Raw genomic sequence first — 24,617 nt, 5'->3', positions numbered from 1 at the left:
CCTCGGCGTCACAGCGGCATCAGCGGGTCGCAGGTGAACTCGACCTTGAGGGTCGCGTCCTTGTCGTCCTGCGCCAGGTCGCAGGCGTCGGGGCAGAGGATGACCTTGCCGTTCTCGACGTAGAACGACATCGAGTCGCACTGGTCGATGCCCGGGACCTTGCCGAGCAGCAGCGGGTTCATCTGACCGGAGGGCGTGAACTCGACGACGATCGAGTCCTCGTCGAGCGTCTTGCCCTCGGGCGGCGGCGGGATCTCGAAGTCGCAGGCGATCTTGGCGTCGGCGACCACGCCGTTGGCGATCGCCTGGAACACGACGTCGTACTTGCTCGTGTCGCACAGCGGGAAGCGCAGCGCGTCGGTCATGTTGCTCAGCGTCTGGTAGCCGGTCCCGTTGTCGGCGGCGGTGGGGCACTCGCCGGTGACGATCGGGTCCATCGGCGTGTAGGGCTCGTCCGGCGGGTTGTTGTAGGCCATGCCGACGATGCTGTACCACTTGTAGTTGCGGTTCTCCTTCGAGTCGCCGAAGTGCTGCGGCGCGACGGCGATCAGCCGCTCGTCGAACTTGGTGGCCGCGGTCAGGCCGCTGTTGACGTTGTTGTTGTCGTCGTAGGAGATGTTGTTGTACGAGCACTCGACGCCGTCGTCGGTGAGCTCGAGGAAGACCTTGAACGCGTCGGGGCGCAGCCACTTCTGCCAGCCCTCGGGCGCGAAGCCGTACTCGTCGTCGGTGTTGCCGTTCAGCGTCTGCAGCAGCCGGCACCACGAGTTGTGGCTGCCGATCTCGATGCTGTAGTGGAAGAACCGGTCGCCGTTGACGGGCGCGTTCGGCGGGTTGTTGCAGCCGCCCTGCGGGATCCCGCCGAGCGGCGCCTCGATGCACACGCTCTCGGCGGTGTCGTTGCCGAACCGGGACACCATGATCACGCGGTAGTCGAGGCCGCTGGCCTCGATGATCTGGGCGAAGTTGACGTTGATGTTGTCCTGGACGCCGACGATCTCGTTGCCCATGCTGCCCGAGTTGTCGATCGTGATGATGATGTCGACCGGCTTCGGGATCAGCTCCGCCTCGGCCTCCTGAGTGCCGCACGAGGTCGGCAGGATGTCGCAGGTGACCGAGCAGCCGTTGTCGGGCCCGTTGTCCGGCCCGAGGTCGCAGGTCTCGCCCGGATCGACCTTGCCGTCGCCGCACTTGTCGAGCAGGCACTCCTCGCTGCACGCGGCGTCGGGGCCGTTGTCCGGGCCGTTGTCGCACTCCTCGCCGACGTTGAGCTGACCGTCACCGCACACGCCCGGCACGAGGCCGGTCGTGGTCGAGGTGGTCCCGTCGGTGAGGCCGTCGGTGGTCGTGCCCTCGCTCGTGCCCTCGGATGTCCCTTCGGACAGGCCGTTGGTGGTGCTCGCGGTGCCGGTCATCGGCTCGGCGGTGGTCGAGCTCGTCGGCCCCGCCGTGGTCGACGTCGGTTCGCCGGTGGTCGGCGCCGTCGTCCCGCTAGCGGTCGCCGAGCCCGAGCCCTCCGAGCCGCCGGTGTCGGGCTCGTCGGTGGTGCCGGCCGTGCCGGCCGTCCCCTCGCTCGTGACGCCCGTGACCCCGGTGCCCGAATTTCCCATCGTGTTCGAAGCCGACGACCCCCCCGCGCCGTCGTCGGCGCACGCCCAGAGAAGCAGCGACGCACAGCCACTCGCCAACCAATGCTCGACTCTCATGTTCTACGAACCCCCTCGCCCAACTCGTCCGCCAGGATAGCACGGGCGACGACGCCTGGGGGCGATCGCACCCACCACGCGCAATTCGTCAGGAAGAGGCCCTACATCTCGGTTTTCGCGTGTTCGCCGGCGCGCCTGGCGGTGTCACTTGCGACGCGAACGATGGTTCGTGCCACCGCGAGCCGATGAACGGCGCTCCTACAGATCGAGCGCGCCCTGCCAGCCGGGCGGGAGCTCGAGGCCGAGGTGACGCGCGGCCTTCATGGTGGCGACGCGCCCGCGTGACGTGCGGAGCAGGAAGCCACGCTGCAGCAGGAACGGCTCGACCACGCTCTCGAGCGTGTCCCGCGGCTCGCCGAGGCTGGCCCCGAGGGCTTCGACGCCGACCGGGCCGCCGCGAAAGTTCTCGACGATCATCGTCAGCAGCCGGCGATCGAGCATGTCGAGGCCCTCGCTGTCGATCCCGAGCTCGAGCAGCGCCGCGGTCGCGTCGGCGAGCTCGATCGAGCGCGCGCCGCGGACCTGGGCGAAGTCGCGGACGCGGCGGATCAGGCGGTTGGCGATCCGCGGGGTGCCGCGCGAGCGCCGGCCGATCTCGAGCGCCGCGGCGCCGCTGACCGGGACGCCGAGGATCGAGGCGGTGCGGCAGACGATCGCCGCCAGCTCATCGTCGCCGTAGAACTCGATGGCCTCGATGATCTGGAAGCGGTCGCGCAGCGGCCCGCTGAGCAGGGCGGTGCGCGTGGTGGCGCCGATGAGGGTAAACGGCGCCAGCTCGAAGCCGATCGTGCGCGCGCGCGTGCCCTCGCCGACCGGCAGATCGATGCGCCCGTCCTCCATCGCCGAGTAGAGGCTCTCCTCGACCGTCGGCGCGAGCCGGTGGATCTCGTCGATGAAGAGGACGTCGCGCGGACCCAGAGCGGTGAGGTGGCCGGCGAGCACGCCCTTGTGCTCGATGGCTGGCCCCGAGGTCAGGTGCAGGCGCACCCCGAGCTCGTGGGCGAGGATGTGGGCCATCGTCGTCTTGCCGAGGCCGGGCGGGCCGTGGAGCAGCGTGTGGTCGAGCGGCTCGTCGCGGCCGCGGGCGGCGCGGACGAACACCTCGAGCTTGCGCTTGAGCGCGGCCTGGCCGACGTATTCGGCCAGGCTCTGCGGGCGCAGCGAGAGGCTCTCGCCCGCCTCGCCGCCCGCGACCGTCGGCGAGAGGGCGGCACGGCCTGGCTCTTGCGACATGTCCGATGCGCCAGCCTCGGCCGCCCGCTCGCCGGGCCGCTTGCGGCCCTTGGGCGGACGCGGGGGCGGCGGCGGGCCGTCATCGTGAGGGACGCGCATGGTGGGACCACGATAGCCGAGCGGCCGGCCCGCGGCCACCGGGGGTCACTCCCACTCGATGGTGGCGGGCGGCTTGCTGCTGATGTCGTAGCAGACGCGGTTGATGCCGCGGACCTCGTTGATGATGCGGCTGCTCATGGTCGCCAGCAGCTCGTAGGGCAGCCGGGCCCAGTCGGCGGTCATCGCGTCGGTGCTGCTGACGGCGCGGATCGCCAGCGCGCTCTCGTAGGTGCGGCCGTCGCCCATCACGCCGACGCTCTGGACCGGCAGCAGGACGCCGAACACCTGCCAGAGCTGACGGTAGAGCCCGGCCTTGCGGATCTCCTCGATGATGATCGCGTCGGCCTCGCGCAGCAGGTCGCAGCGCGCCGGGGTGACCTCGCCGAGGACCCGCACCGCCAGGCCGGGGCCGGGGAACGGGTGGCGCCAGACCATGTCGTCGGGCAGCCCGAGCAGGAGGCCGAGGCGGCGGACCTCGTCCTTGAACAGCTCGCGCAGCGGCTCGACCACGCCCATGCGCATGCGCTCGGGCAGGCCGCCGACGTTGTGGTGGGTCTTGATGGTGACCGAGGCGCCGCGCAGGTTCACGCTCTCGATCACGTCGGGGTAGAGCGTGCCCTGGACCAGGAAGTCGGCGCCGCCGAGCTTCTTGGCCTCCTCCTCGAACACGTCGATGAAGGTGGCGCCGATCCGCTTGCGCTTGACCTCGGGGTCGGTGACGCCCTGCAAGGCCGAGAAGAAGCGCTCGCGCGCGTCGGCGACGATCAGCTTGTTGTGCAGGCGGCCGGCGAACATCCGCTCGACGTCTTCGCGCTCGTCCTTCCGCAGCACGCCGTTGTCGACGAAGATGCAGTGGAGGCGCTCGCCGATGGCGCGCTCGACGAGCAGCGCGGCGACCGAGGAGTCGACGCCGCCGGACAGGCCGCAGATCACGGTGCCCGAGGTGCCGACGCGGGCCTGCACCGCGGCGACGGCCTCGTCGACGAAGCGCGCGGCGCTCCAGTCGCGGGCGAAGCCGGCGGCGTCGAGGAAGGTGGCGATGATTTCGTCGCCCCGCTCGGTGTGGGTGACCTCGGGGTGAAACTGCACGCCCCACAGCTTGCGCTCGGGGTCGAGGACGACGGCGTGCTCGCAGTTGTCGGACGAGGCGAGGTTGTGAAAACCAGGCGGCAGCGAGACGACGCGGTCGCCGTGGCTCATCCACACGCCGAGGCGATCGCCGGCGCGCAGGCGCTTCAGCGGGCCCTCGGGGCGGGTGACGGTCAGCGTGGCCGGGCCGTACTCGCGTCGCGTCGCGCGGTCGACCTGTCCTCCGAAGCCGGCGACCATCAGGTAGAGGCCGTAGCAGATGCCGAGCACCGGCACGCCGAGCTTGAGGACGTCGGGGTCGAGCCGCGGCGCGCCCTCGTCGTACAGCGACGACGGACCGCCGCTGAGGATGATGGCCTTGGGCGCGCGCGCGGCCAGCTTCTCGGCGGAGGTGTGGTACGGCAGGATCTCCGCGTAGACCCCGAGCTCACGCACGCGCCGGGCGATCAGCTGGGTGACCTGCGAGCCGAAGTCGAGGACGACGAGGGTCTGATGGGCCATTTTGCCGTTTATCCGTCCACCCGGTAGTTCGGGGCTTCCTTGGTGATGATGACGTCGTGCACGTGGCTCTCGCGGAGGCCCTGCGCGGTGATCTTGCGGAACACCGAGCCCTCGCGCAGCGCCTTGAGATCGGCGGCTCCGCAGTAGCCCATGCCGGAGCGGATGCCGCCGACGATCTGGTAGAGGCTCTCGGCCAGCGGCCCGCGGTGCGGCACGCGGCCCTCGATGCCCTCGGGCACCAGCTTGCGCTCGTCGGACACGCCGCCCTGGAAGTAGCGGTCCTTGCTGCCGGCCTTCATCGCCCCGAGCGAGCCCATGCCGCGGTAGACCTTGTAGCTGCGGCCCTGGTAGAGCACGAGCTCGCCGGGCGCCTCGTCGGTGCCGGCGAACAGCGAGCCGATCATCACCGTCTCGGCGCCGGCGGCCAGCGCCTTGACGACGTCGCCGGAGTACTTGATGCCGCCGTCGGCGATGATCGGCGCGCCGAGCTTCTTGGCCTCCTCGGCGGCCTCGAGGATCGCGGAGATCTGCGGGACGCCGACGCCCGCGATCACGCGCGTGGTGCAGATCGAACCCGGGCCGATCCCGATCTTCACGGCGTCGGCGCCGGCCTCGACCAGAGCGCGGTAGCCCTGGGGGGTGGCGACGTTGCCGGCGATGATCTGCAGGCCCGGGAAGCTGCGACGGATCCCGCGCAGGGTGTCGAGCACGCCCTTCGAGTGGCCGTGCGCGGTGTCGACGACGAGCACGTCGACGCCGGCGTGGACGAGCGCCTGCGCGCGCGCCTCGGTGTCGGCGCCGACGCCCACGGCCGCGCCGACGCGCAGGCGCCCGCTCGAGTCCTTGATCGCGTGCGGGTGGGTCTGGGCGTTGCGGATGTCCTTGACGGTGATGAGCCCGAGGAGCTCGGTGCCGGCGGCGTCGACCACCAGCAGCTTTTCGATGCGGTGCTTGTGCAGCAGCGCCAGCGCGTCCTCGAGGGCGATGCCCTGGGGCACGCAGATCGGCTCGCGCGTCATCACGCGCCCGACCGGCTGATCGAGGTTGGTCTCGAAGCGGACGTCGCGGCTGGTGAGGATCCCGACCGGGCGCTTGCCCTCGACCACGGGCAGGCCCGAGAAGCCGTGCGCGTGCATGAGCGCGAGCGCCTCGCGCAGGGTGTGCTCGGCGGTGACCGTGATCGGGTCGACCACCATGCCGCTCTCGCTGCGCTTGACCCTGCGCACCTCCTGAGCCTGCTGCTCGGGGGTGAGGTTCTTGTGGATCACGCCGAGGCCGCCGTGACGCGCCATGCAGATCGCGGTCGCGGCCTCGGTGACGGTGTCCATCGCCGCCGAGACCAGCGGGATGTTGACCGTGATGTCGCGCGTCAGCCGGCTGTGCACCTCGACCTGCGCCGGCAGCACCTCGCTGTAGCCGGGCACGAGCAGCACGTCGTCGAACGTCAGCGCCTCGCGGATCTCGATCGCAGCCATACCTGCTCCCTCGAAAGGTGGCGGGAGACTACTAAACGCGACCCTGCGCGCGCATGCGCGAAGGCGTGCGTTACCTGACGACTTCGCGCGCCGCTCCTGCGCACGCACGATCACGAATCAATCTCACGGCGGCACGGCGCACGAGTCGTGATCCGTTGGCGACCTCGGCGATCGCGCGACGACAAGGTGCGATAAGCTCCATCGACCCTGGGCGCCGTGGTCGGCGCCGTCCCCAGAGCGTCGGTTGTGCCGCCTGTACAGCCCATCGATGGCCCTTTCGCCGAGCGCGTCGTCAGCGTGCTGACCCCGCTGCTCGGCCCGCACACGGCGAAGCGCGCGCTGGCCATGATCTGCAAGCGGGCCGGCAAGGACGCCGCCGAGCTCGGGCTCGACGACCTCGAGGTGACCCAGACCACGCTGCGGCCGATGCTGCGGACGCTGATCGGCAACGAGGTCACGGTCCGCGTGCTCGCCGACCTCGGCGCGGAGGAGGCCTCGTGAACACGCCGCGGGGACTGGGGCTGCTGTTCTGCCTGCTCGCCGTCGGCGGGCGCTACGCCGCCGAGGTGTCGTACGGCGCCGGCGCCGGCGACGCCTGGCAGCGCGGCATCGAGGTCCTCGTGGTCGCGCTGTGCGCCTTCGTGGTGTACCGCTTCAGCGCGGGCGACCCGCCGCGGCGGCCGTGGACGGTCCTGCTGCTGGCGATGGCCGTGGTCCCGCTGATCCGGATCGCCACCTGGCAGAGCTGGTCGATCGCCGGCGTCCAGCTGCAGAACATCCTCCTGATCTTCGGCAACATCTTCTTCGCCGGCTCGATCATCGGCTTCGGGCGCGTGCTCGGCGGCTCCGAGCTGCTGTCCGAACGGACAGGTGGTGCCCGCGCCCGGGCCCTCCTCGTCGTCGGCTCGCTCGCCCTCGCCGGGCTGGCGTTCATCGCCTACAACGTGTTCGAGCTGGCCAGCCGCGGCATGCCCTCGACCAGCGACGCCTGGGCCGGGGCGATCACCAGCGGGATCAGCACGCTGTCCGACGCGTTCGTGTTCGCCGGCGGCCTCTACCTCGTGTGGCTGCTGCGCCCGATCGTCGGCGGCAGCATCGCCCTGCCCTACCTGCTGATGGCGTTCGGCGGCGCCGCCTTCCTCGTCGTCGATGTCTGGCTGGTCGCCACCGGCAAGACCGCGCAGACCGACCTCACCGACACCACCGCCAAGCTGATCGGCGCCCTCGCGTTCAGCTGCTTCGCCGCGGCGGCGCTGATCCAGGCGACCCTGCTGGCCCCGAAGCCGCCGCGCGTGTCCGGCCCGGCCGCGGCCGCCCGCGCGGCCCGCCGCGCCTGAGCGGGCCGTCGGCTCGACCGTCTGAACGCGCAGGCCAGGCGTCTGTCCTTTCGGACACAATGACATGTCCGAACGCGCAGGCTGAGCGACCTGCGCGTTCGGACACGTCGACCTGTCCGATGAGACAGCCTACTTCGCGGCCGCCGGGGCGCGCAGCCAGGTGTCGAGCCAGGCCAGCACGTTGTCGTGCCACACCTTGCTGTTGGCCGGCTTCAGCACCCAGTGGTTCTCGTCGGGGAAGTAGAGGAAGCGGCTCGGGACGCCGCGCCGCTGCAGCGCGGTGAAGGTGGCGATGCCCTGGGTCTCGGGGATCCGGTAGTCCTTGCCGCCGTGGATGACGAGCATCGGCAGGCGCCAGCGGTCGACGTAGTTGGCCGGGTTGTGGGCCTCGTGCTGCTTGGTGAACTGCCAGTACGGGCCGCGGTGCTCCCACTCGGGGAACCACAGCTCCTCGGTGGCGTAGTACATCATGCGGTTGTCGAACACGCCGTCGTGGTTGACGAGGCAGCGGAACGGCGCCTGCCACTGGCCGGCGATCCAGTTGACCATGAAGCCGCCGTACGAGGCCCCGAGCGCGCACACGCGGTCGCCGTCGAGCCACGGGTAGCGGGCCAGCGCGGCGGCCAGGCCCTTCTGCAGGTCGACGAGCGGCGCGCCGCCCCAGTCGTCCTGGATCGCGTCGGTGAAGGCCTGGCCGTAGCCGGTCGAGCCGTGGAAGTCGATCATCACCACCGCATAGCCGGCGCCGGCGTAGGTCTGCGGGTTCCAGCGGTAGCTCCAGCGATCGCTGAACGAGCCCTGCGGGCCGCCGTGGATCAGGAACGCGACCGGGGCCTTGGCGCCCTCGGCCAGCCCCGGCGGGCGCACGACCCAGCCGTACACCGTCTCGTTCTTGTGGCCGGGGAAGCTGAACTGCTCGGCCACGCCGACGTCGGCCGCGGCGACCTTGGCGTCGTTGACGTGCGACAGCGGCTCGGCCTTGCCGTCGAGGCCCGCGGTGTAGATCTCGTCGGGGTGCGCGAGGTCGTTGCGGAGGAACAGCAGGCGGTCGCCGACGCGCTGGACGTCGTGGATCGCCCCGCCGCGGATCAGCTCGCGCGCGGCCCCCGTGGCGACGTCGACCGCGAACAGCGACAGCCGGCCGATGTCGTCGGCGGCCGCGTAGATCGTCTTGCCGTCGCCGCTCCACGTGAACTCCTCGACCGAGCGGTCCCAGCCGCCGGTGAGAATTTTCGGCTGTCCTTCCGGCCATGGCCGAAGGACCAGGCTGAAACGGTCGGCCTCGTAGCCCGGGCGGGCCATCGCCGTGTAGGCCAGGGTCTTGCCGTCGGGCGAGAAGGCCGGGCGGGTGTCCCACGCGAGGTTGCCCTGGGTGAGGTTCTTCGGCGCGGCCGAGCCGTCGAGCGGGGCGTAGAAGAGGTCGAAGTTGGTCGACCACGGCTCGGTCTGGCCGGCGACGCGGGCGGCGAACACCACGCCCTTGCCGTCGGGCGTGATGGTCAGCTCCTCGGCCCCGCCGAACGGCTTGGACGGGACGTCGCCGTCGATGCCGCGCGAGAGGTGGACCGGCTGGCCGCCGCCGCCGCTGATCGTCCAGGCGAACAGCTGCGCGCGGCGACCGTCCTCCCACTCGTCCCAGTGGCGCACGAACAGGCGGTGATAGACCATGCCGGTGCCGTGGTCCTTGCGCGCCCGCTCGCGCGTCAGCGCGGCCGTACACGCCAGCGAGCCCTCCGGCGCCGCGTCGCACTCGGGGAACACCTCGGCCGAGAACAGCAGGTGGCCGGCGTCGTCGAGCACGATGCTGCTCACGTCGACGGGGAAGTCGGTGACCCGCGTCGGCGTCTCGCCGACGGCGGCGCGGAACACCTGCTGCGTCCCCTCGTGCTTGCCGAGGAAGTACAGCGTCTCGCTGTCGCCGGCCCAGCGCGGGCTCGACTCGTTGTCGGGGTCGGAGGTGACGCGGATCGGCCCCGAGCCGTCGAGGCCCATCACGTAGATGTCGCTGCGCCCGCGGTTGTTCTCGAGGTCGGTCTTGCGCAGCACGAACGCGACCTTCTTGCCGTTGGGCGCGACCTGCGGGTCGCTGATCCGATCGAACGCGAGCAGGTCGAGCACCGAGAACGGGTGCTGCCCCGGCGGGGCGATCACCTGGTCGACGAACGGCTCGGGCGCGGCGGGGCGTACTTCGGCGGCCGGGGTCTCGGGCGCCGGCGCAGCCGCGGGCGGACAGTCGCGGATGACCCGCTCGCGCGTGCCTCCGCAGGCGACGGCGAGGGTGGAAAAACCGAGGATGGTTCGAAATCGGGGGCGAACGCGCACCATTGCCCCAGACTATACGGGCGCCGGCGCGCGCCGGGAAATTATGCAGCGAACGCCGCTCTCCGGCGCTCCCGGGCGGGCGAGGCGACGCGTCGGGCGACGCGGCGAGCCGCGGCGGCGGGCGGTCCGCCTGGCCTGGTCGTTTGCACAGGTCCCTGAGAACATGCCCTTCAGAACACGTCGGGCTCGCGCGCCGCGCCCTCGTCGCTGCTGCCTGTCCGCGAGAGCATGCCCGCGAGGACACCCACCGCTCACCGCTGCCTGCGGGTCTTGACCGACTGCGCCACGCCGGCAGCCGCGAGCAGCGACAGCCCGAGGGCGGCGGCGAGGCCGGCGGCGCCGGCGACGACCGCCGCGCCCCAGCCGTACGTCGGCGCGGGAGGCGGGACCGGCGGGCTCGGCGGCGGCGCCTGCCCCCACGCGCGGGCAGCGGCCTGGAACAGCGGATCGACGGGCACCTCCGGGGCGGGCTGACCGGCCCGCGAGAGGTCGAAGCGGGCCCGCTGCTGCGGATCGCAGAGCACGTCGCGGGCCGTCACGATCGACCGCATGCGCTCGCTGGCAGTTGCGTCGTGCGGGTGGCGATCGGCGTGGTGATGGTGCATCGCGCGGCGGAAGGCTCGACGGATCTCCGCCTCCGACGCGGACGGCGCGACCCCCAGGACCCGGTAGTGATCGACGAACGCGGGCATGCGCGGCGATCTTGCCACACGCCGCGGCGCGCGGCGCGGGTTCGGCCGCCGACGGGTCGACAAGCCCGCGCGACGACGCTACCGTCCGCGCGTGCAACCGGTGTGCGACAGGCGCTGCCCCTGGTGCGGTCAACCACTCGCGCTGGTGTGGGTCCACGGCCACGGCCAGTGCCTCCGCTGCGGCACCAACCTCGAGGAGTGCTGCCGCGGCGAGACGGCCGAGGTCGCGCCGGCGAGCGCGGCCGCACCCGCGCGCCTGCTGTCCCCTGCGCGCCTGCCGGAGCGAGGCTGACGACCGTGGCCCGCTACGACTGCCTGAGCTGCGGCGCCTGCTGTCAGAACACCCCGGAGAACCAGTCCGAGGGCTTCTCGCAGTACATCGAGGTCGACCCCGGCGCGCCGCTGTGGCGCCGCCCCGACCTGGTGCGCAAGCTCGTGGTCCGCGACGAGGACGGCGCGGCGCACCTGCGGCTCCACCCCGACGGCCGTTGCGTCGCGCTGCGCGGGCGGATCGGCGCGCGCGTGCGCTGTGAGATCTATCGCGAGCGGCCGACGCCGTGTCGCAGCGTCGAGGCCGGCGGCGACCTGTGCCAGCGCTACCGCCGGAGCCGCGGACTCCGGGTGTGAAATTCGCGGCGGTGCGACACGATCGGGCGGTGCATGGTCGCGTGGACATGTTCGACCGGACAGATCAAGTGGCGGGCCGAGTGGCGGGGCCAGACGGAGCGGTTCAGCAGCGCCGCCCGCCTGGTCGCGCCCGGCCTGCTGCTGGTCCGCCGCCGCTCCGAGCGCGAGCTGCGGGTCGAGCTGCGCGACGTGGTCACCGGCAAGCCGCGCTGGCGTCGCGAGCTGCCACCCGATCGCGTGGCCATCACCCCCGGCGAGGCAATCGACGACCTCCTGGCGTACGTCCACACGCCGACCTACGCCTGGCTCGACCTGCGCAAGGGCGCCACGTTGCACGAGCACGCCCTGGCGCAGGACCAGGCGCTGATCCGCGACCCGGCCGGCGACGGCTACGTGCGGCTCGGCGGGCCCGAGGTGGCCTTGCTGGGGCGCGACGGCCGGGTGCTGCAAACTGTCCCGAAGGACACCCGCGGGATCCAGCGGCTCGGCGCCCGCTTCGCCGCCGGCGGCGACCAGCAGCGCCTCACCGTGCTCCGCCGGCCCGACTTCGCCGTCGCGCTGGAGGTGGCGGGCGCGTGGGCGGTGAAGGACTCGACCGAGGCGCTCGGGCCGGCGGGCGTGCTGATTTTCGAGCACCGCGGGGAGCGCGAGCCGCTGCGGATCGTCGTCCTGCGCGCCGACTGAGCCGCAGGCGGCGGCGACGGACCTGTCCCTTTCGCCAGCTCACTGGCGACCCCGGACACCGGCCTCGCGGCACGTCGCTCGCCGAGCGGCACGAATGCGGTCGATCGCTGGACGACGAGCGCGACGAGGCCTGGCCTGTCCTGGCCGGTCTTCTGCGGATCGCGCACAAAAATGCGGACCTGTCTCTTTCGCCAGGTCCGTCTTCACCGGTCGCAGCGCGCCGCGACCTGTCGCGCTGCCGCGCCGGGGCGGCGCGCGAGCCTCAGCCGCCCTTCTTGGGCCGCGTGATCTCGATGTTGGTACCGACGCCCTCCTCGGGGTCGAGCTGCTCCGAGGCCGCGTTCTCCTCGTCGCGGAAGCTCTTGCGGTCGGTCCGCTTGAGCTTGGCCTTGAGCTCCTTCTGCCCGTCGGCCGCGACCTCGAGCGTCTCGAGGTGGTTCTCGAAGCCCTTGGCCTTGAACTCGAACTGGTGCGGCCCGGGCGGCAGCTCGAGCGTCAGCGGGGTCTTGCCCTTCGACACGCCGTCGACCAGCACCTCGGCCTTGGGCGTGGCGTCGACCTTGATCGCCACCGGGCCGGCAGGCTGCGGCGGCGTCTCGATTATGGTGTCGGGCGGCGTCTCGACCTTCGTGTCCGGCGGCGTCTCGGGCGGCGTCTCCACCTTCGTGTCCGGCGGCGCCTCGACCTTCGTGTCGGGCGGCGTGTCCGTCTTCGTGTCCGGCGGCGGCAGCTGGCCCTTCGCCTCTGCCTCTTGGATCATGGCCTTCAGGGCAGCTTGCCGCTCCTTGGCCTGGGCGTTGGTCGGGTCGGTGACCAGCACGACCTCGTAGGCCGCGAGCGCCTCCTGCAGCTTGCCGGCGGCCTCGAATTCCTGCGCCTTGGCCAGCCCGGCGGCGCTCTGCGGCGGCGGGACGTCTTGCGGAGGGGCCGCGATCGGCGGCGGCAGCGGCGGTTGCTTCTGGCTCTCGAGGTAGAAGTACACGCCCACGCCCACGCCGACGATCGCCAGCAGCGCGAAGATCCAGCCCGAGCTGCCGCCGGAGCTCGGCGCCTCGGCGGTTACGACGGCCGGCGGGGGCTCGATGACGGGGATCGGGTGGGTGCCGCTGGCCTCGACGGCGGCGGCCAGGGTCGCCGAGCGGGCGCGGTCCTGGGCCGCCTCGGCGTCGCTGGGACCTGTCCCGCGGGACAGGTTGTCCTTGCCGCGGCTGCGCGGGGCCGCGACCGGCAGGCGGAACATCGCCGCCGGCACACAGTCGATCATCCGCTCGACGATCTCGTTGGCGTCCGCCGGCCGGTTGTCGGGGTTCTTGGCCAGGCAGTCGTGGATCAGGTGGATCAGCTCGTCGGGCACGCCGTGGCCGGGCGGCAGCACCGTCTCGAGCGGCGTCGGCTTGGCGTTGACGTGCTTGTGCAGCACGTCGCGCGGGCTGTCGCCCTCGAACGGCAGCCGGCCGGTGAGCATGTGATAGAACAGCACGCCGACGGCGTACACGTCGGAGCGCGCGTCGGCCGGCTTGTTCATGATGACTTCGGGCGCGAGGTAGGCCGGCTCGCCGACCATTGGCGCCTCCTCGTCGCTGCCCTCGGGCCACTCGAACAGCGCCGCGATCCCGAGGTCGAGCAGCTTGACGTAGTTGGCGCGGCCCTGCTCCTCGACCAGCATCACCTGGTCGGCGTTGAGATCGCCGTGGACGATCCGGCGCACGTGCGCGCCGCCGAGCCCCTTGAGCACCTGCGCGGCGATCGGCACGAACGCCTCGAGCTGCAGCCGGCCCATGCGCCGCACGTAGTCGGCCAGCGTCTCGCCCTCGACGTACTCGACCGCGACCCACACCCGCCCCGACTCGCGCCCGTGGTCGTGGACGGCGGCGATGTTCGGGTGCTCCAGCGTGGCCAGCGCCTTGGCTTGCTCGTCGAAGCGCACCGCCGCGGGCGACCCGTCGATCCACCCCGCCGCGAGCAGCTGGACGACGACGGTGCGGTGCATGGTGCGGTGGGTGGCGAGGAACGCCTGAACCCGCGGCCCACGCTCCAGGACGCGCTGCAGGGTGTAGTGGCTGCCGATCGTCTGGCCGATCAGGGCGTCTGTCCCGGATGCGGGGATGGATCTCTTAACCGGCATCGTGCCCTCGGTGCAGTAGGCGAATTCAGGCCCGTGAAGCGTGGAGGCCTCGCGGGCCGTGGCGCAGGTCGGGCCCGGAGGCCCGTAAAGCAATTCCCGTGCGCGAGATCGGACCCGCGCCCGCGTGTCGTCGTGCGACCCAACGTAGCATGGACCCGCTGCGCGCGACCAAAGTGCTGCGCCGGGCGGGGACCCGTCTGGTGCAAACCCCGCACTCGACCCCTCGCCTGCCCCGGAGCCACCCACTATCCTCCGCCGCCATGCGCCCGCGTCGCCTCGGACCGCTCCTGCTCCTCGCCGCCTGCGGCGATCCCTCGGACACCCCGACGACCGCCTCCGCGGGCATCACCTCGGTCACGGCCCCGAGTTCGACCGGCGCGGCGACGTCCGACTCCGCCACATCCGAGCCGACACCGACCACATCCGCCGGGTCCGCGACTGCGGCGACCGACGCGACGACCGACGCGCCGTCCGGTGACAGCAGCGAGGGCGACGCCAGCGGCACCTCGACCACGGGCACCAGCGAGCCCGCGAGCGGCACCTCGGCGACCGACACGAGCGGCGACACGGCCGCCAGCGACGCGACGACCACGACCACCGGCGAGGGCATGAGCACCACGACCGCCGGCGACGGCACGACCGCCGAGCCCTGTCCGATCGGACAGGACGGCTGTCCCTGCGGCCAGTCCGACATCTGCGACCCCGGCCTCGAGTGCCAGGCCGGCCTGTGCGGACCGCCCGCGCCGCCGGTCTGCGGCGACGGCGACGTCGAGGGCGGCGAGCAGTGCGACGACGGCAACAAGACCCCGGGCGACGGCTGCGAGAACGACTGCACACCCACGCCCGCGCCCGCGACCGACCCGTGCGGCTTCCCGTCCGACGGCGTCTGGCTCGAAATCGACTACAGCAGCGCGTTCACCTCGACCAACCCCGACTGGACCTACTCGCCCACCCCCGGCTGGGGCGAGGCCGACTGGGCGCCGCAGGGCGAGTCGTGGCCCGAGGTGTGGGACATCTATCAGAACGTCGAGGTCGAGGACGACCAGATCGGCCGGGTCGCGATCGTCGACGGCAACGGCGCCCTGCAGATCATGTTCGGGATCGGCGGCCTCACCTACGACTACGCGACGGTGTGCGTCCAGGGCCGCAGCTACTCGGTCGGCTCGTCGGTGACGTTCACCGTGCAGAATCAGCTCAACAAGTGCGGCGCCACCGGCACGATGGCCAACGACTGGTCGATCCACAGCACCGGCGTCGACCTCGAGACCTGCATCGTCGACAACAACGAGTTCCAGGGCCTGCGCATCTTCGCCTCCGGCGGCAGCGGCGCTCTCTCGCTCATGCGCCTGCGCTTCACCCTCCACGGCGCCGTCTACTAGCCGCCCGAAACCGCGCGTCGTCGGATCGGTCACACCCGGCGCCGAAGATCGCCTCGCCCCGGGAGAGATGTCCCTCGAGACACCCGCGGCCAGCGGGCCCAGCCGTGGCGGCGCCCCCGCAGTCGGCTGGCCCCCGCGTCCGAGCGGGCGCGGGCCCGCCAACATCAACCTGTCCTTGAAGACATGCGGATCGCGGACCCCCGAATTCGCTGTCGCTACGCCCGTTCGCGCTCATCCTGTCCTTCGGGACATCTCCGGCCGACCACGCCGCTCGCGTAACCTGTCTCTCAGGACATATCACGCCTCGCGCAATTCCTGTCCCTCCGGACAGCCCACCCCGGAGGCCTCCGCCCGCTCGGCGCGGAGCTCCGACCCGCCGCGGGCCGACCGAGCGCGCTGCCGGCCCCCCCTGCGGAACCAAGGCTCCCGGTGCCTCAGAACCGCAGCCCGAGGCCCTCGGGCTGGACGCGCAGGCGAGCGCCCTCGTCGAGGTCGTCGGCGCGCTCGTCGCGGGCGGCCTGGATGGCGATGCCGGTGATCGCCCCGGCCGCCGCCGCGATGGCGATCGTCGTCACCCAGAAGTACCACTTCTTCACGATCCGCTCGCGCTTCACCGGCGCCGGCTTCGGCCCCTCGGCGACGGCCGGCTTGGGGCGCAGACCGGCCTCCTTGTCGGCGCGGGCCTTGTCGAGCGCCGCGCGGTGGGTCGACGGCGCCTCGTCGGCGACTGTCCCCCGGGACATGTCCTCGAGCGCAGCGAGCTGGGCCTCGGCCGCCTCGCGGTCGGCCCCTTTCGGCAGGGCGGCCAGGTGCCCCTTCCAGGCCGCGCGGGCGCACGCGTAGTCGGCCAGGCGCTGGCACACCTCGGCCTCACGGCGCCAGTTGTCGGCGCTCGGATCGGCCTCGCGGGCCTTCTCGGCCAGCGCGCGGGCCGTCCCGAGGTCCCCCGCCGCGAGCGCCGCGTCGACGGTCGCCGGCGCCTCGGAGGGGGCACCCGGAGCCGCCGCGGCCGGGCGCGCCAGCGCGAACACGAGGGCGCCGACCAGCGCGCGTCGCCAGCCCGCCGCTCGCGGACGCTGGCACCCCGGGGTCTCACTCGTCGTAGACATCGGTCTTGATCTTCGGCCCTGGCTCGCGCGGACCCGGCTCGGTTGTACCAGCTTTGCGCGGCGGTTTCTTGCCCCGCTTCTTCGACGGCGAGGCCGCCGGGGCCGCCTTCGCCTCGGGCTCGGCCGCAGGGGCCGTGGTCGCCGCGTCCGGCGTCTCGGGCCCTCCTCCGGTCGCCGGGGACCCGCTCACGGCCGTCGCCGACGGATCGGCCGGCCTCGCCTCGGCCGCCTCCCCCGTCGACCCGACCGGATCGGCCGCGGGAGCGACCGGGAGCGGCGCGCCCGGCCCCGGGCTCGCGGCTGCGGCCTCGACCGCCGCCGGCCCGGCCTCCCCGACCTCGTCGCGCGGCATCAGCACCCAGGCCACCAGCCCCCCCGCCGCACACGCCAGCACCAGCGCCGCCGCGCGCAGGCTGCTCGCCGCTCGATCTGCCCCCGGGGACATGTCCGAACGCGCCGCCGGCGTCGCGTTCGTCGGCGCCAGCGGCTCCCCGCCTGTCTCCGAGGACAGCTCGCCCGCGCCGTCCGCGGTCGACGCCTCGCCTGTCCCCGAGGACAGCGAGGGCCGACCCGCCCGCGCCCCCGCGCCCGTCCCCGCCGACCTCTCCGCCGAGCGCGGCCCCGGCGCGTCCGCGGCCGGCTCCGGCCCCGGCGCCAGCGTCACGGCCGTCGCGCTGGCCCGCGCCTCGCCGCCCGCGAACGACCCCGAGCGCGCCGTCCCCTGCCCTGCCCCCGAGGACATGTCCCCCGGGCCGCCCTCGAACGCGGCTGTCTCTCCGGACATGTCCGCCACGACCTGTCCTTCGAGCCGCTGCGTCGACCCCTCCTCGATCGCCTGCGTCGCCGCCTCTACCGACACCGGCGCCTCCGCCCCGAGCCGCAGCGCCGCCACGGTCGCCGGCTCGCGCTCCAGCACCGCCAGCAGCGCGGCGGCCACCGCGTCGCCGTCGCGCGGGCGCGCCTGCGGCTCCTTGCGCAGCAGGGCCAGCGCGAGCTCGGCGAGGGCGTCGGGGATCCGCCGCTGGGGGGCCGCCTGTCGCGGGTCGAGCGGCGGCTCGCGCAGGTGGCGGCCGACGATCTCCATGAAGCCCTCGCCGAGGAACGGCACCTGCCCGGTCAGCGCCTCGTAGAGGATCACGCCGAACCCGTAGAGGTCCGCGCTGCCGTCGCCGGTCTCGCCGCGGATCCGCTCGGGGGCCATGTAGAACGGCGTCCCGAGCAGCGCGCCGGCCTGCGTCTGGACCACGGCGCCGGCCTCGCCGGCGAGCCCGGGCAGCAGCTTGGCGATGCCGAAGTCGAGGATCCGCGGCTGCACCGATCCGTCGTTCGTGCGGGCCAAGAACAGGTTGGCCGGCTTCACGTCGCGGTGGACGATCCCGGCGCGGTGGGCCGCCGCCAGCCCGCGAGCCACCTCGGCCAGCCAGCGCAGCACGTCCTCGGCCCGCTGCGGCCGCAGCAGCGCCTCCTCGAGGCTCTCGCCGCGCAGCAGCTCCATCGCCACGTAGACCTGGCCGTCGGGCAAGGCGGCGCAGTCGAACACCGGCACCACCGTCGCGTGCGGCACCTTGCCGGCCAGCACCGCCTCTTGCAGCAGCCGCTTCGCCGCCTCGCCGGTGCCCGCGTCGCGGCGGACCAGCTTGAGCGCCAGGCGGCGGCGGAGGAACAGGTGCTCCGTCTCGTAGACGCGGCCCATCCCGCCCTCGCCGATGACCGTCACCACCCGGTAGCGGCCGTCGATCACCGCCCCGGCCTGGAGCGGGGGATCGGCCTCGGCCGGCTGCCAGTCCGCCCGCGCCGTCCGCGTCAGGCGCACGGCCGCGGATTGCGGCTCCGGCGGCGTCTGCTGGACCAGCGTCGCCAGCGCCTGTGCGTCCGGGGCCACCCGGCCACGGTACCAAAGGGCGCGGCCCGGGTGATATAGGAGCCCCGGTGTCCAAGGGAACCAAGAAGATCGACGACCTCGCCGAGCTGCTCGAGCGGACCGGCGGGGACGCGCAGCGGCTCGAGGTCGTGCGGCGGACCCAGCGCTTCAAGCGCTCGTGGATCGAGCTCGCGGAGGCGCTCATCAAGGTGCGCGCCGGTCGGGCCTACGAGCGCTGGGGTTACGACGACTTCCACGCCTACTGCGCGCAGGAGCTGACCCTCAAGAAGGCCACGGTCGACAAGCTGACCGTCAGCTACTCGACCGTGCAGCGGCACGCCCCCGAGGTGCTCGAGTGGGACGGCGTCGCGCGCACGATCCCGACCGTCGAGGCGATCGACTACTTCTCGCGCGCGATCGGCGACGGTCCGGCCAACGATCCCAGCGGCGACGAGGAGCCCGCGCCCTCGCGCCGCGCGCCTGCGCGCCCGCACGCCCCCGAGGTGCTCACCGAGCTCAAGTCGGCCGTGTTCGACGAGGGGCAGCCGGTCGCCGAGCTGCGCAAGCGCTTCGACCCCGTGCTGCACCCGCGGCCCAAGGGCGCCGACAAGCTCGACCTGCTCAACAAGGCCTCGGCCGCGGCGCGCAAGCTCGCCGAGCTGCTGCCCGACCTCGACGGCCTCCCGGAGAAGCGCGTGCGTCGGCTCGAGGAGGAGCTCGGCGCCCTGCGCGACGACATCGAGGCGCTCGCCGAGCCGCTGCGCGAGAAAGTCGCCCGGGCCGCCAAGCGGGCCGCCCCGCCGCGCCTGCCGGCCGCCCAGGGCGGATGAGCCGCGGGAACCGCTAGCGGGTCCGCACGGACCTCGGACACACTGAGCGAGGAGCCATGGTGGACGAGCCGCAGCCCGACCCCGACGTCCACGCGCCTGCGCCCGTCTCGCGGCGCGCCCGGGTGGCCTGGCTGCGCGAGTACCTGTTCCCGAGGACAGTCACCTTCGACCCCAGCCCCGGGCGGCAGGTCTGGCTCGCCGCCGTCTACGCGGTGCGGCGGTGGCTCTTCGTCGATCGCAGCACCACCCTCGCCTCGAGCCTCGCGCTGCAGACCCTGCTCTCGCTGGTGCCGTTCGCGGGCCTCGTCCTCACCCTGCTCGGCCTGCTCGGCGAGGACAGCGGGCGCAGCTTCATCAACCGCGTCGCCCGGGCGCTGATCCCCGACCCCGGGCGCTCCGAGATCATCAGCGCCCAGATCTACGACCTCGCCTCGCGGGTCACCGTCGAGAACCTCGGCGTCGTCGGCTTCCTCGGCTCGATCGGCGGCGCCATGCTGCTGTTCATCACCCTCGAGGACGCGATGAACCAGATCTGGCGGGCCAAGCTGCGCCGCTCGATCGTCGCCAAGTTCGCGATGTTCTACACGCTCACCACGCTCGCGCCGCTGGTGATCTTCTTCAGCATCACCCAGTCGATCGTCGCCCGCTTCACCGACCAGAACTTCTCCGTCATCCCCTACCTCAGCACCGACATCGCCTTCGTCGTCCTGCTGCGGTTCCTCCCGGCCACCGCCGTCACCTGGAAGGCCGCCGTCGTCGGCGGGGTCGTCGGCGCCACCCTGTTCGAGTTCGGCAAGCGGGGCTTCGCCCTCTACCTCGGCACCTTCCGCACCTACGAGGGCACCTACGGCGCGCTCGCGCTGATCCCCGTGTTCTGCGTGTGGGCCTACCTCTCGTGGCTGATCGTCCTGCTCGCCGCCGAGATCGCCTACGTCGTCCAGCACATCGCGGTGGTCCGCCGCGACGGCTTCGTCAACCCCAGCCTGCGGCGCGACCCCGAGGGGGGCGTCAGCGCGGCGCGCCTGGCCGCGCGGATCGTCCTGGCCATCTGCGACCACTACGACCGCCGCGGCGCCCCGCTCGTGCTGCAGGCCCTGGCCTCGCGGTTCCGCGTCGAGGCCACCCGCCTGTCCGACGTCCTCACCCGCCTCGAGGCCGCCGGCGTGGTCCTGCGGCTCGTCGGCGACGACAACGGCTACGTCCCCGCGCGCCCGCTCGACCAGCTGCGCGTGCTCGACATCCTCCGCCTGTTCCGCGCCGACGTCGACCAGCCGCGCGACGACAGCCTCACCGAGCTGTTCGAGCGCTGCGACCGCGGCGAGGCCAGCGTCCTCGGCGACGTCACCTACCAGCACCTCATCGAGCAGGCCCGCGAGCGCCGCGGCGCCGGCGGCGGCAGCTCCTGACCGTTCGGACCTGCCCCTTCGGGCCTGTCCCGGCGGACCTGTCCCTTCGGGCCTGCCCCTTCGGGCCTGCCCCTTCGGACCTGCCCTCAGTACCAGGTGAACGTCAGCCCGAGCGTCCCTGCCGCGCGCAGCCCGAGCTGCGGCGCCGCCATCCCGTCGCTGCGGAGCATCAGCCCGAGGTTGAAGCGGCGAGCCAGCCAGAACTCGTAGCCGAGCCCGAGGCCGAACGCGATCCCGACGGCGGTGCGGCTGAAGCCGGCCGACGGATGGACGAGGTCGGTCACCTCGGCCTGAACGAAGGCGCCGAGCCCGGCCGCGCCCTGCAGCACCAGCCCCTTGCCCTTGATCGGGTAGCCGATGACCTCGGCCAGCACCGAGAACACCCCCTGGCCGCGGCGGGCTCCGCCGAGCGTCATCGACAACAGCCCGCCGACCAGCAGGTTGTCGCGGATCCGTCCGCCCGCGCGAACCTGGCCGAGCAGCGCCACCGACAGCGCGTTGCGCCCGGTGTCGGTGCGGCGCAGGTTGCCGACGCCGAGGCCGACGCCGAAGCCCGCGTACCAGTTGTGGCGCACGCGCCGGGCCGCCTCGACCTCGACCGCCGGCGGCCGCGGCTCGCTCGGCGCCGGCGCCGCCGCGGGCCCCTCGGCCACCGGCTCGGGCGTCGCAGGCTCCTGGGCCTGCGCCAGCGCCGGAGTCAGCGAGAGGACGACGATCACGGCGACGCGCGTGAAGGCGCGCCCGTGCAGCGACGAGCCGGGCATCGCGGCGACTATACCGAAAGTCCTGCGCCCCCGTGAAGCCGCGGCGGCGCCGGTCCCGGCGGTCTCGCGGACGCGTCGCGAAGCACGCCCGATGATTCGAACACCGCCCTTCCCGAGCGGCGTGAGGCAATTATCGGGGCACCCCGCTTTACAAGCCGCGTGAGCATTGTGTCAAATTCACGCATGTCCGACACGTCTCTGCGCCCCGCCCGTGCCCCCCTCGCCGCGGCGATCCTCGGCCTCCTCGCGCTCGTCGGCTTCGACGCCGCCGCGGCCGCGCCGAGCAGCGCGTCGACGAACCTCGCCGCCGCCGCCCCGGCCCCGCCCGCATTGACGCCGGCCCCCGCCCCGAGCGCCGCGCTCGGCACCCCGAGAGGCTCCGGCGAGACCAAGCCGCGCATGTGGGCGGTGAGCCTGTCGAACATGGTCGTCTACGAGAACGGCAGCGGCTACCTCTACGGGTTCTGGCGGCAATTCGGCGAGGCCGTCGAGAAGCCCGCCCGGCTCTACTGGGGCCGCGGCTGCCCCGACATCAGCGATCGCGTCTACCACGTCCTGCAGGCCGGTTTCGCCCAGCAGCAGCAGTTCTTCCTGATCGTCGACCGCGACCCCGACCCGCGCCAGCCGGGCGCCTTCTGCGTCCGCGGCGTCGAGCTCGAGAGCCGCTTCGGCGCCCCGCCGCCGGCGCCCGCGAGCCCCCCACCGCCCGCGCCGAAGACCGCGCCCGCGCCCGGAAGCAAGTGAGCGGCGCGGCCCGTCCGCGCGAATCACCGCTCCACCGAGTTCGCTCGCGCCGCACCGGCAGCCGCGTGCTCGCCACGCCGGCGCGGCCTCACTCCTGCGCGTGCAGTCGCCTCGCCTGCGCCCCCGCGACCCACGCTCCAGTCGCTCGCCGGCGTCCCGCGACCCACGCTCCAGTCGCTCGCCGGCGTCCCGCGACCCACGCTCCAGTCGCTCGCCGGCGTCCCGCGACCCACGCTCCAGTCGCTCGCCGGCGTCCCGCGACCCGCACCCTGTTCGCCTCACCTGCATGCCCGCGACCGACGCGGCGGTCGCCCGCCTGCGCCCCGCGACGTCGCCCCCGGCGCGCGAGGCCCGGCCTGCCCGGACGCGCGTGATCGCCTCGCAGCGATCGGCGGCCGGGCGACCGGCGCAGGCCCTCCGCTACGCGGCGCCAAGACGCCTGGCTTCCCCTGCAGGCCGCGGGGGCGCAAGGCCGCGGGCGCTCGTCGTCCTATCGCAGGACCGGCGAAGCTGCGATACTGCGGGCTTCGGACGGCTGCGCCATGAGACATCCCCGCCCCCTGCTCTCGCTCTCGCTGCTCATCCCCGCGCTCGCGGCGTGTCCCGGCGACCCTGGCGACACCGACGGCGGCACGACCACCGAGACCGGCACGGCCGCCGACACCGACTCCGACACGACCGCGCCCACCACCGGCGAGCCCTCGGCGCCGCAGCTCCCGACCGACCGCTTCTTCCTGCGCATCGACGACACCCCGCCGCCGCCGGTGGTGCTCGAGATGGACAAGGCCAAGGCGCTCGAGATCTTCGGCGAGGCCGCGGCCAAGGACATCACGCTGATCGAGCTCGACAGCGGCCCGCTGCTCGACAACGTCCTGGCGACCATCCAAAACTCGTGCGGCGACCAGTGGAACGTCTACGACGACACGGTCAAGAACGGCGACCTCCCGGTCAGTCCCAATCACGACTGCAACCTCACCGCGCTGGGCAAGCTGTACGACGGCGACCCGATCGCCAACGACCCGAACAAGTGGCGCACCTCGCCGCAGTTCGCCATGGTCCGCCTGCTCACCATGACGCCGCGCAACGCGGTCGTGGCGACCACGGTGATGGAGGACTTCCAGTACCTCTTCTCGCTGTACGACAACGAGACCGTCAACGGCCTCACCTTCAGCGACGTGCTGGCCGCCAGCCTGTTCTGCGGCGACCACGAGCTCGGCTCGGTCCAGTGCACCGAGAAGCTCAAGGACTCCAAGCTCGACAAGGTTCACGAGGGCGACCTGCACACGCGGCCGTTCATCCCGGTCGCCGTCCTGCGCGACGCCCTCAAGGTCACCCTGCTCGCCTCGCACCCCAACATCGCCAACAGCGAGGGCAAGCTGCCGGTCACCCTCTACGACGCGTTGATGGACATGCGGCCGCTGTCCGACAAGCTCGGCCCGGTCGGCGACCACCCCGGCCTGCTCGTCCCCGACGACGCCGACTTCACCACCTACAGCGACGCGCTGACCCCCGAGTTCAAGATGGTCGCCACCGCCGACAGCAACCTGCGGCGGGTCGACGGCATCGACGCCTCCGAGGGCGCCGGCGAGATGTTCCTCAGCCTCGCCGATGCCCCGCTCGCGTTCGACTTCAACGACCCGGTCAAGGTCGTCATCGAGGGCATCGCCGCCAACCCGACCGTCGACATGCGCATGGCGATCGCCGAGCTCGACACCAAGGTCCCCTCGTGCGTCGACGGCAACGCCACCTGCGCGCCCAACCTGCCGGACAGCCCGCTCGGCGACACCTACGTGTGGTCGCAGCCCGAATGGTCGCTCGAGCGGATCATCGCCCAGGCCGCCTACCTCGCCTTCAAGGACCTCGACTACCCGTTCTACTGCTTCGCGCCCGGCCTGCCCTGCCTCGCCGGCGCCTCGGTCGGCATGGTCGACCCCGGCTGGGCCGAGTTCGACATCCAGGTCCCGAACCTCGTCTCGCCGGCCCCGCAGTACCTGTGGGAGATGCTCCTCGACGTCGCCCAGGACATCATCCACGACCCCGCCGGCAACGACGCCTTCATGCGCGACATGAACGGCAAGATCGTCGGCGCCGAGCAGAACACCGCCGACAACCTCGAGGAGGGCGGCGCGCGCCCGGTGTTCGCGCTCAAGGGCGTGCCGATCGGCTTCACCGCCGACGAGATGATCGCGCAGATCCGTCCGACCCTGCAGAGCCAGGCCGACAAGATCGCCGACGTGATCCTCGGCAACTACTGGACCTCGAACGGCCGGCTCGACTTCTACTACCGGCGCGCCGCCGACGGCGGCACCCCGTACCTCTTCTTCGTCGGCCTGAACGACAAGCGGCCGGCCGCCGACGATCCGACCCAGCTCGCCGACTACACCTACACCAAGCCCGGGTTTTTCGCCGACCCGGAGCTGAAGGACAAGGTCTCGTCGACGACGATCGACGGCGTCGCCGACACCGAGCACGAGAAGTACCGCCTGCCCGAGGGCGAGTCGACGCTCTACATCCAGGACGACGTCGGCGACACCTACGAGCTGCGCTTCACCGTCCCCGCCGGCGCCGACCCGGTCGAGATCGTCGTCCGCGTCCGCAAGCTGTGAGCAGCGGGCCCGCCCCCACGGCCTCCTG

At 72.6% G+C, this 24,617-nt stretch carries 20 protein-coding genes; 10 read left to right on the top strand and 10 right to left on the bottom strand.

The annotated features are described in order from the left end of the window. Positions 1 to 8 precede the first annotated feature (8 nt). From NAEX_RS45230 to guaB, 4 genes are all read right to left on the bottom strand, one after another. On the bottom strand, positions 9 to 1,610 hold the full coding sequence (locus tag NAEX_RS45230; RefSeq protein ID WP_096334141.1) for a hypothetical protein: 1,602 nt from the start codon (positions 1,608 to 1,610) through the stop codon (positions 9 to 11). Positions 1,611 to 1,904: 294 nt separating this feature from the next. After that, positions 1,905 to 2,939, bottom strand: coding sequence for a Holliday junction branch migration DNA helicase RuvB (ruvB, locus tag NAEX_RS45225; RefSeq protein ID WP_096334140.1), 1,035 nt, complete (start codon positions 2,937 to 2,939; stop codon positions 1,905 to 1,907). A 144-nt stretch (positions 2,940 to 3,083) separates the two neighbouring features. After that, positions 3,084 to 4,628, bottom strand: a complete 1,545-nt coding sequence (gene guaA, locus NAEX_RS45220; RefSeq protein WP_096334139.1) for a glutamine-hydrolyzing GMP synthase — start codon at positions 4,626 to 4,628, stop codon at positions 3,084 to 3,086. A gap of 8 nt (positions 4,629 to 4,636) precedes the next feature. Beyond that, a complete protein-coding gene (gene guaB, locus NAEX_RS45215) occupies positions 4,637 to 6,103 on the bottom strand; it encodes an IMP dehydrogenase (RefSeq protein ID WP_096334138.1) in 1,467 nt (488 codons plus the stop codon). A gap of 297 nt (positions 6,104 to 6,400) precedes the next feature. Between guaB and NAEX_RS45210 the strand changes: the two genes are divergently transcribed. Then, on the top strand, positions 6,401 to 6,604 hold the full coding sequence (locus NAEX_RS45210; protein ID WP_096334137.1) for a hypothetical protein: 204 nt from the start codon (positions 6,401 to 6,403) through the stop codon (positions 6,602 to 6,604). Continuing rightward, positions 6,601 to 7,440: a hypothetical protein gene (locus NAEX_RS45205; RefSeq protein WP_096334136.1), complete on the top strand. Its 840-nt coding sequence runs from the start codon at positions 6,601 to 6,603 to the stop codon at positions 7,438 to 7,440. The genes NAEX_RS45210 and NAEX_RS45205 overlap by 4 nt, the downstream gene beginning before the upstream one ends. A 129-nt stretch (positions 7,441 to 7,569) precedes the next feature. On the opposite strand, the gene NAEX_RS45200 is transcribed toward NAEX_RS45205, so the two are convergent. Continuing rightward, the gene (locus NAEX_RS45200) at positions 7,570 to 9,765 is read right to left on the bottom strand and encodes a S9 family peptidase (protein WP_096334135.1); all 2,196 of its coding nucleotides are present in this window, start codon (positions 9,763 to 9,765) and stop codon (positions 7,570 to 7,572) included. Between the two features lie 248 nt (positions 9,766 to 10,013). Continuing rightward, entirely contained in the window at positions 10,014 to 10,454 is a 441-nt protein-coding gene (locus NAEX_RS45195) for a J domain-containing protein (RefSeq protein ID WP_096334134.1), read from the bottom strand. 91 nt (positions 10,455 to 10,545) lie between these two features. Between NAEX_RS45195 and NAEX_RS51760 the strand changes: the two genes are divergently transcribed. From NAEX_RS51760 to NAEX_RS51750, 3 genes are read left to right on the top strand one after another with little or no spacing between them, the layout of a single operon-like run. Beyond that, complete coding sequence (locus NAEX_RS51760) at positions 10,546 to 10,746, top strand: hypothetical protein (RefSeq protein ID WP_170136578.1); 201 nt, start codon at positions 10,546 to 10,548, stop codon at positions 10,744 to 10,746. 5 nt (positions 10,747 to 10,751) lie between these two features. After that, positions 10,752 to 11,081 carry a YkgJ family cysteine cluster protein gene (locus NAEX_RS51755; protein WP_170136577.1) on the top strand — a complete coding sequence of 110 codons (330 nt, stop codon included), beginning with the start codon at positions 10,752 to 10,754 and terminating at the stop codon, positions 11,079 to 11,081. 33 nt (positions 11,082 to 11,114) lie between these two features. Next, positions 11,115 to 11,765, top strand: a complete 651-nt coding sequence (locus NAEX_RS51750) for a hypothetical protein (RefSeq protein ID WP_096334133.1) — start codon at positions 11,115 to 11,117, stop codon at positions 11,763 to 11,765. Between the two features lie 262 nt (positions 11,766 to 12,027). Here NAEX_RS51750 and NAEX_RS45180 read toward each other — a convergent pair whose 3' ends face one another. Beyond that, positions 12,028 to 13,890 (bottom strand): protein kinase domain-containing protein, encoded by a 1,863-nt coding sequence (locus NAEX_RS45180; protein ID WP_143825773.1) that lies wholly within the window; start codon positions 13,888 to 13,890, stop codon positions 12,028 to 12,030. A 260-nt stretch (positions 13,891 to 14,150) separates the two neighbouring features. Between NAEX_RS45180 and NAEX_RS45175 the strand changes: the two genes are divergently transcribed. Then, positions 14,151 to 15,269 (top strand): DUF4215 domain-containing protein, encoded by a 1,119-nt coding sequence (locus NAEX_RS45175; RefSeq protein WP_245914009.1) that lies wholly within the window; start codon positions 14,151 to 14,153, stop codon positions 15,267 to 15,269. A 434-nt stretch (positions 15,270 to 15,703) separates the two neighbouring features. Here NAEX_RS45175 and NAEX_RS45170 read toward each other — a convergent pair whose 3' ends face one another. Then, positions 15,704 to 16,378 (bottom strand): hypothetical protein, encoded by a 675-nt coding sequence (locus NAEX_RS45170; RefSeq protein ID WP_143140189.1) that lies wholly within the window; start codon positions 16,376 to 16,378, stop codon positions 15,704 to 15,706. Beyond that, a complete protein-coding gene (locus NAEX_RS45165; protein ID WP_096334130.1) occupies positions 16,362 to 18,260 on the bottom strand; it encodes a serine/threonine-protein kinase in 1,899 nt (632 codons plus the stop codon). Before NAEX_RS45165 ends, NAEX_RS45170 begins: the two co-directional genes overlap by 17 nt. Before the next feature lie 47 nt (positions 18,261 to 18,307). Between NAEX_RS45165 and NAEX_RS45160 the strand changes: the two genes are divergently transcribed. Together NAEX_RS45160 and NAEX_RS45155 are read left to right on the top strand one after the other, a co-directional pair. Beyond that, a complete protein-coding gene (locus tag NAEX_RS45160; RefSeq protein ID WP_096334129.1) occupies positions 18,308 to 19,069 on the top strand; it encodes a hypothetical protein in 762 nt (253 codons plus the stop codon). Positions 19,070 to 19,125: 56 nt separating this feature from the next. Further along, a complete protein-coding gene (locus NAEX_RS45155) occupies positions 19,126 to 20,475 on the top strand; it encodes a YhjD/YihY/BrkB family envelope integrity protein (protein ID WP_096334128.1) in 1,350 nt (449 codons plus the stop codon). An 86-nt stretch (positions 20,476 to 20,561) separates the two neighbouring features. On the opposite strand, the gene NAEX_RS45150 is transcribed toward NAEX_RS45155, so the two are convergent. Continuing rightward, on the bottom strand, positions 20,562 to 21,239 hold the full coding sequence (locus tag NAEX_RS45150) for a hypothetical protein (protein ID WP_096334127.1): 678 nt from the start codon (positions 21,237 to 21,239) through the stop codon (positions 20,562 to 20,564). Between the two features lie 183 nt (positions 21,240 to 21,422). Between NAEX_RS45150 and NAEX_RS45145 the strand changes: the two genes are divergently transcribed. Together NAEX_RS45145 and NAEX_RS45140 are read left to right on the top strand one after the other, a co-directional pair. Next, positions 21,423 to 21,983, top strand: coding sequence for a hypothetical protein (locus NAEX_RS45145; RefSeq protein ID WP_096334126.1), 561 nt, complete (start codon positions 21,423 to 21,425; stop codon positions 21,981 to 21,983). A 542-nt stretch (positions 21,984 to 22,525) separates the two neighbouring features. Continuing rightward, positions 22,526 to 24,589, top strand: a complete 2,064-nt coding sequence (locus NAEX_RS45140) for a hypothetical protein (RefSeq protein ID WP_096334125.1) — start codon at positions 22,526 to 22,528, stop codon at positions 24,587 to 24,589. The last annotated feature ends 28 nt before the right edge of the window (positions 24,590 to 24,617 follow it).

The organism is Nannocystis exedens (genome assembly GCF_002343915.1).
Taxonomy (GTDB): domain Bacteria; phylum Myxococcota_A; class Polyangia; order Nannocystales; family Nannocystaceae; genus Nannocystis; species Nannocystis exedens.
Note: the sequence above shows the minus strand (reverse complement) of the source record. Positions and strands in the feature narration are given on the sequence as shown.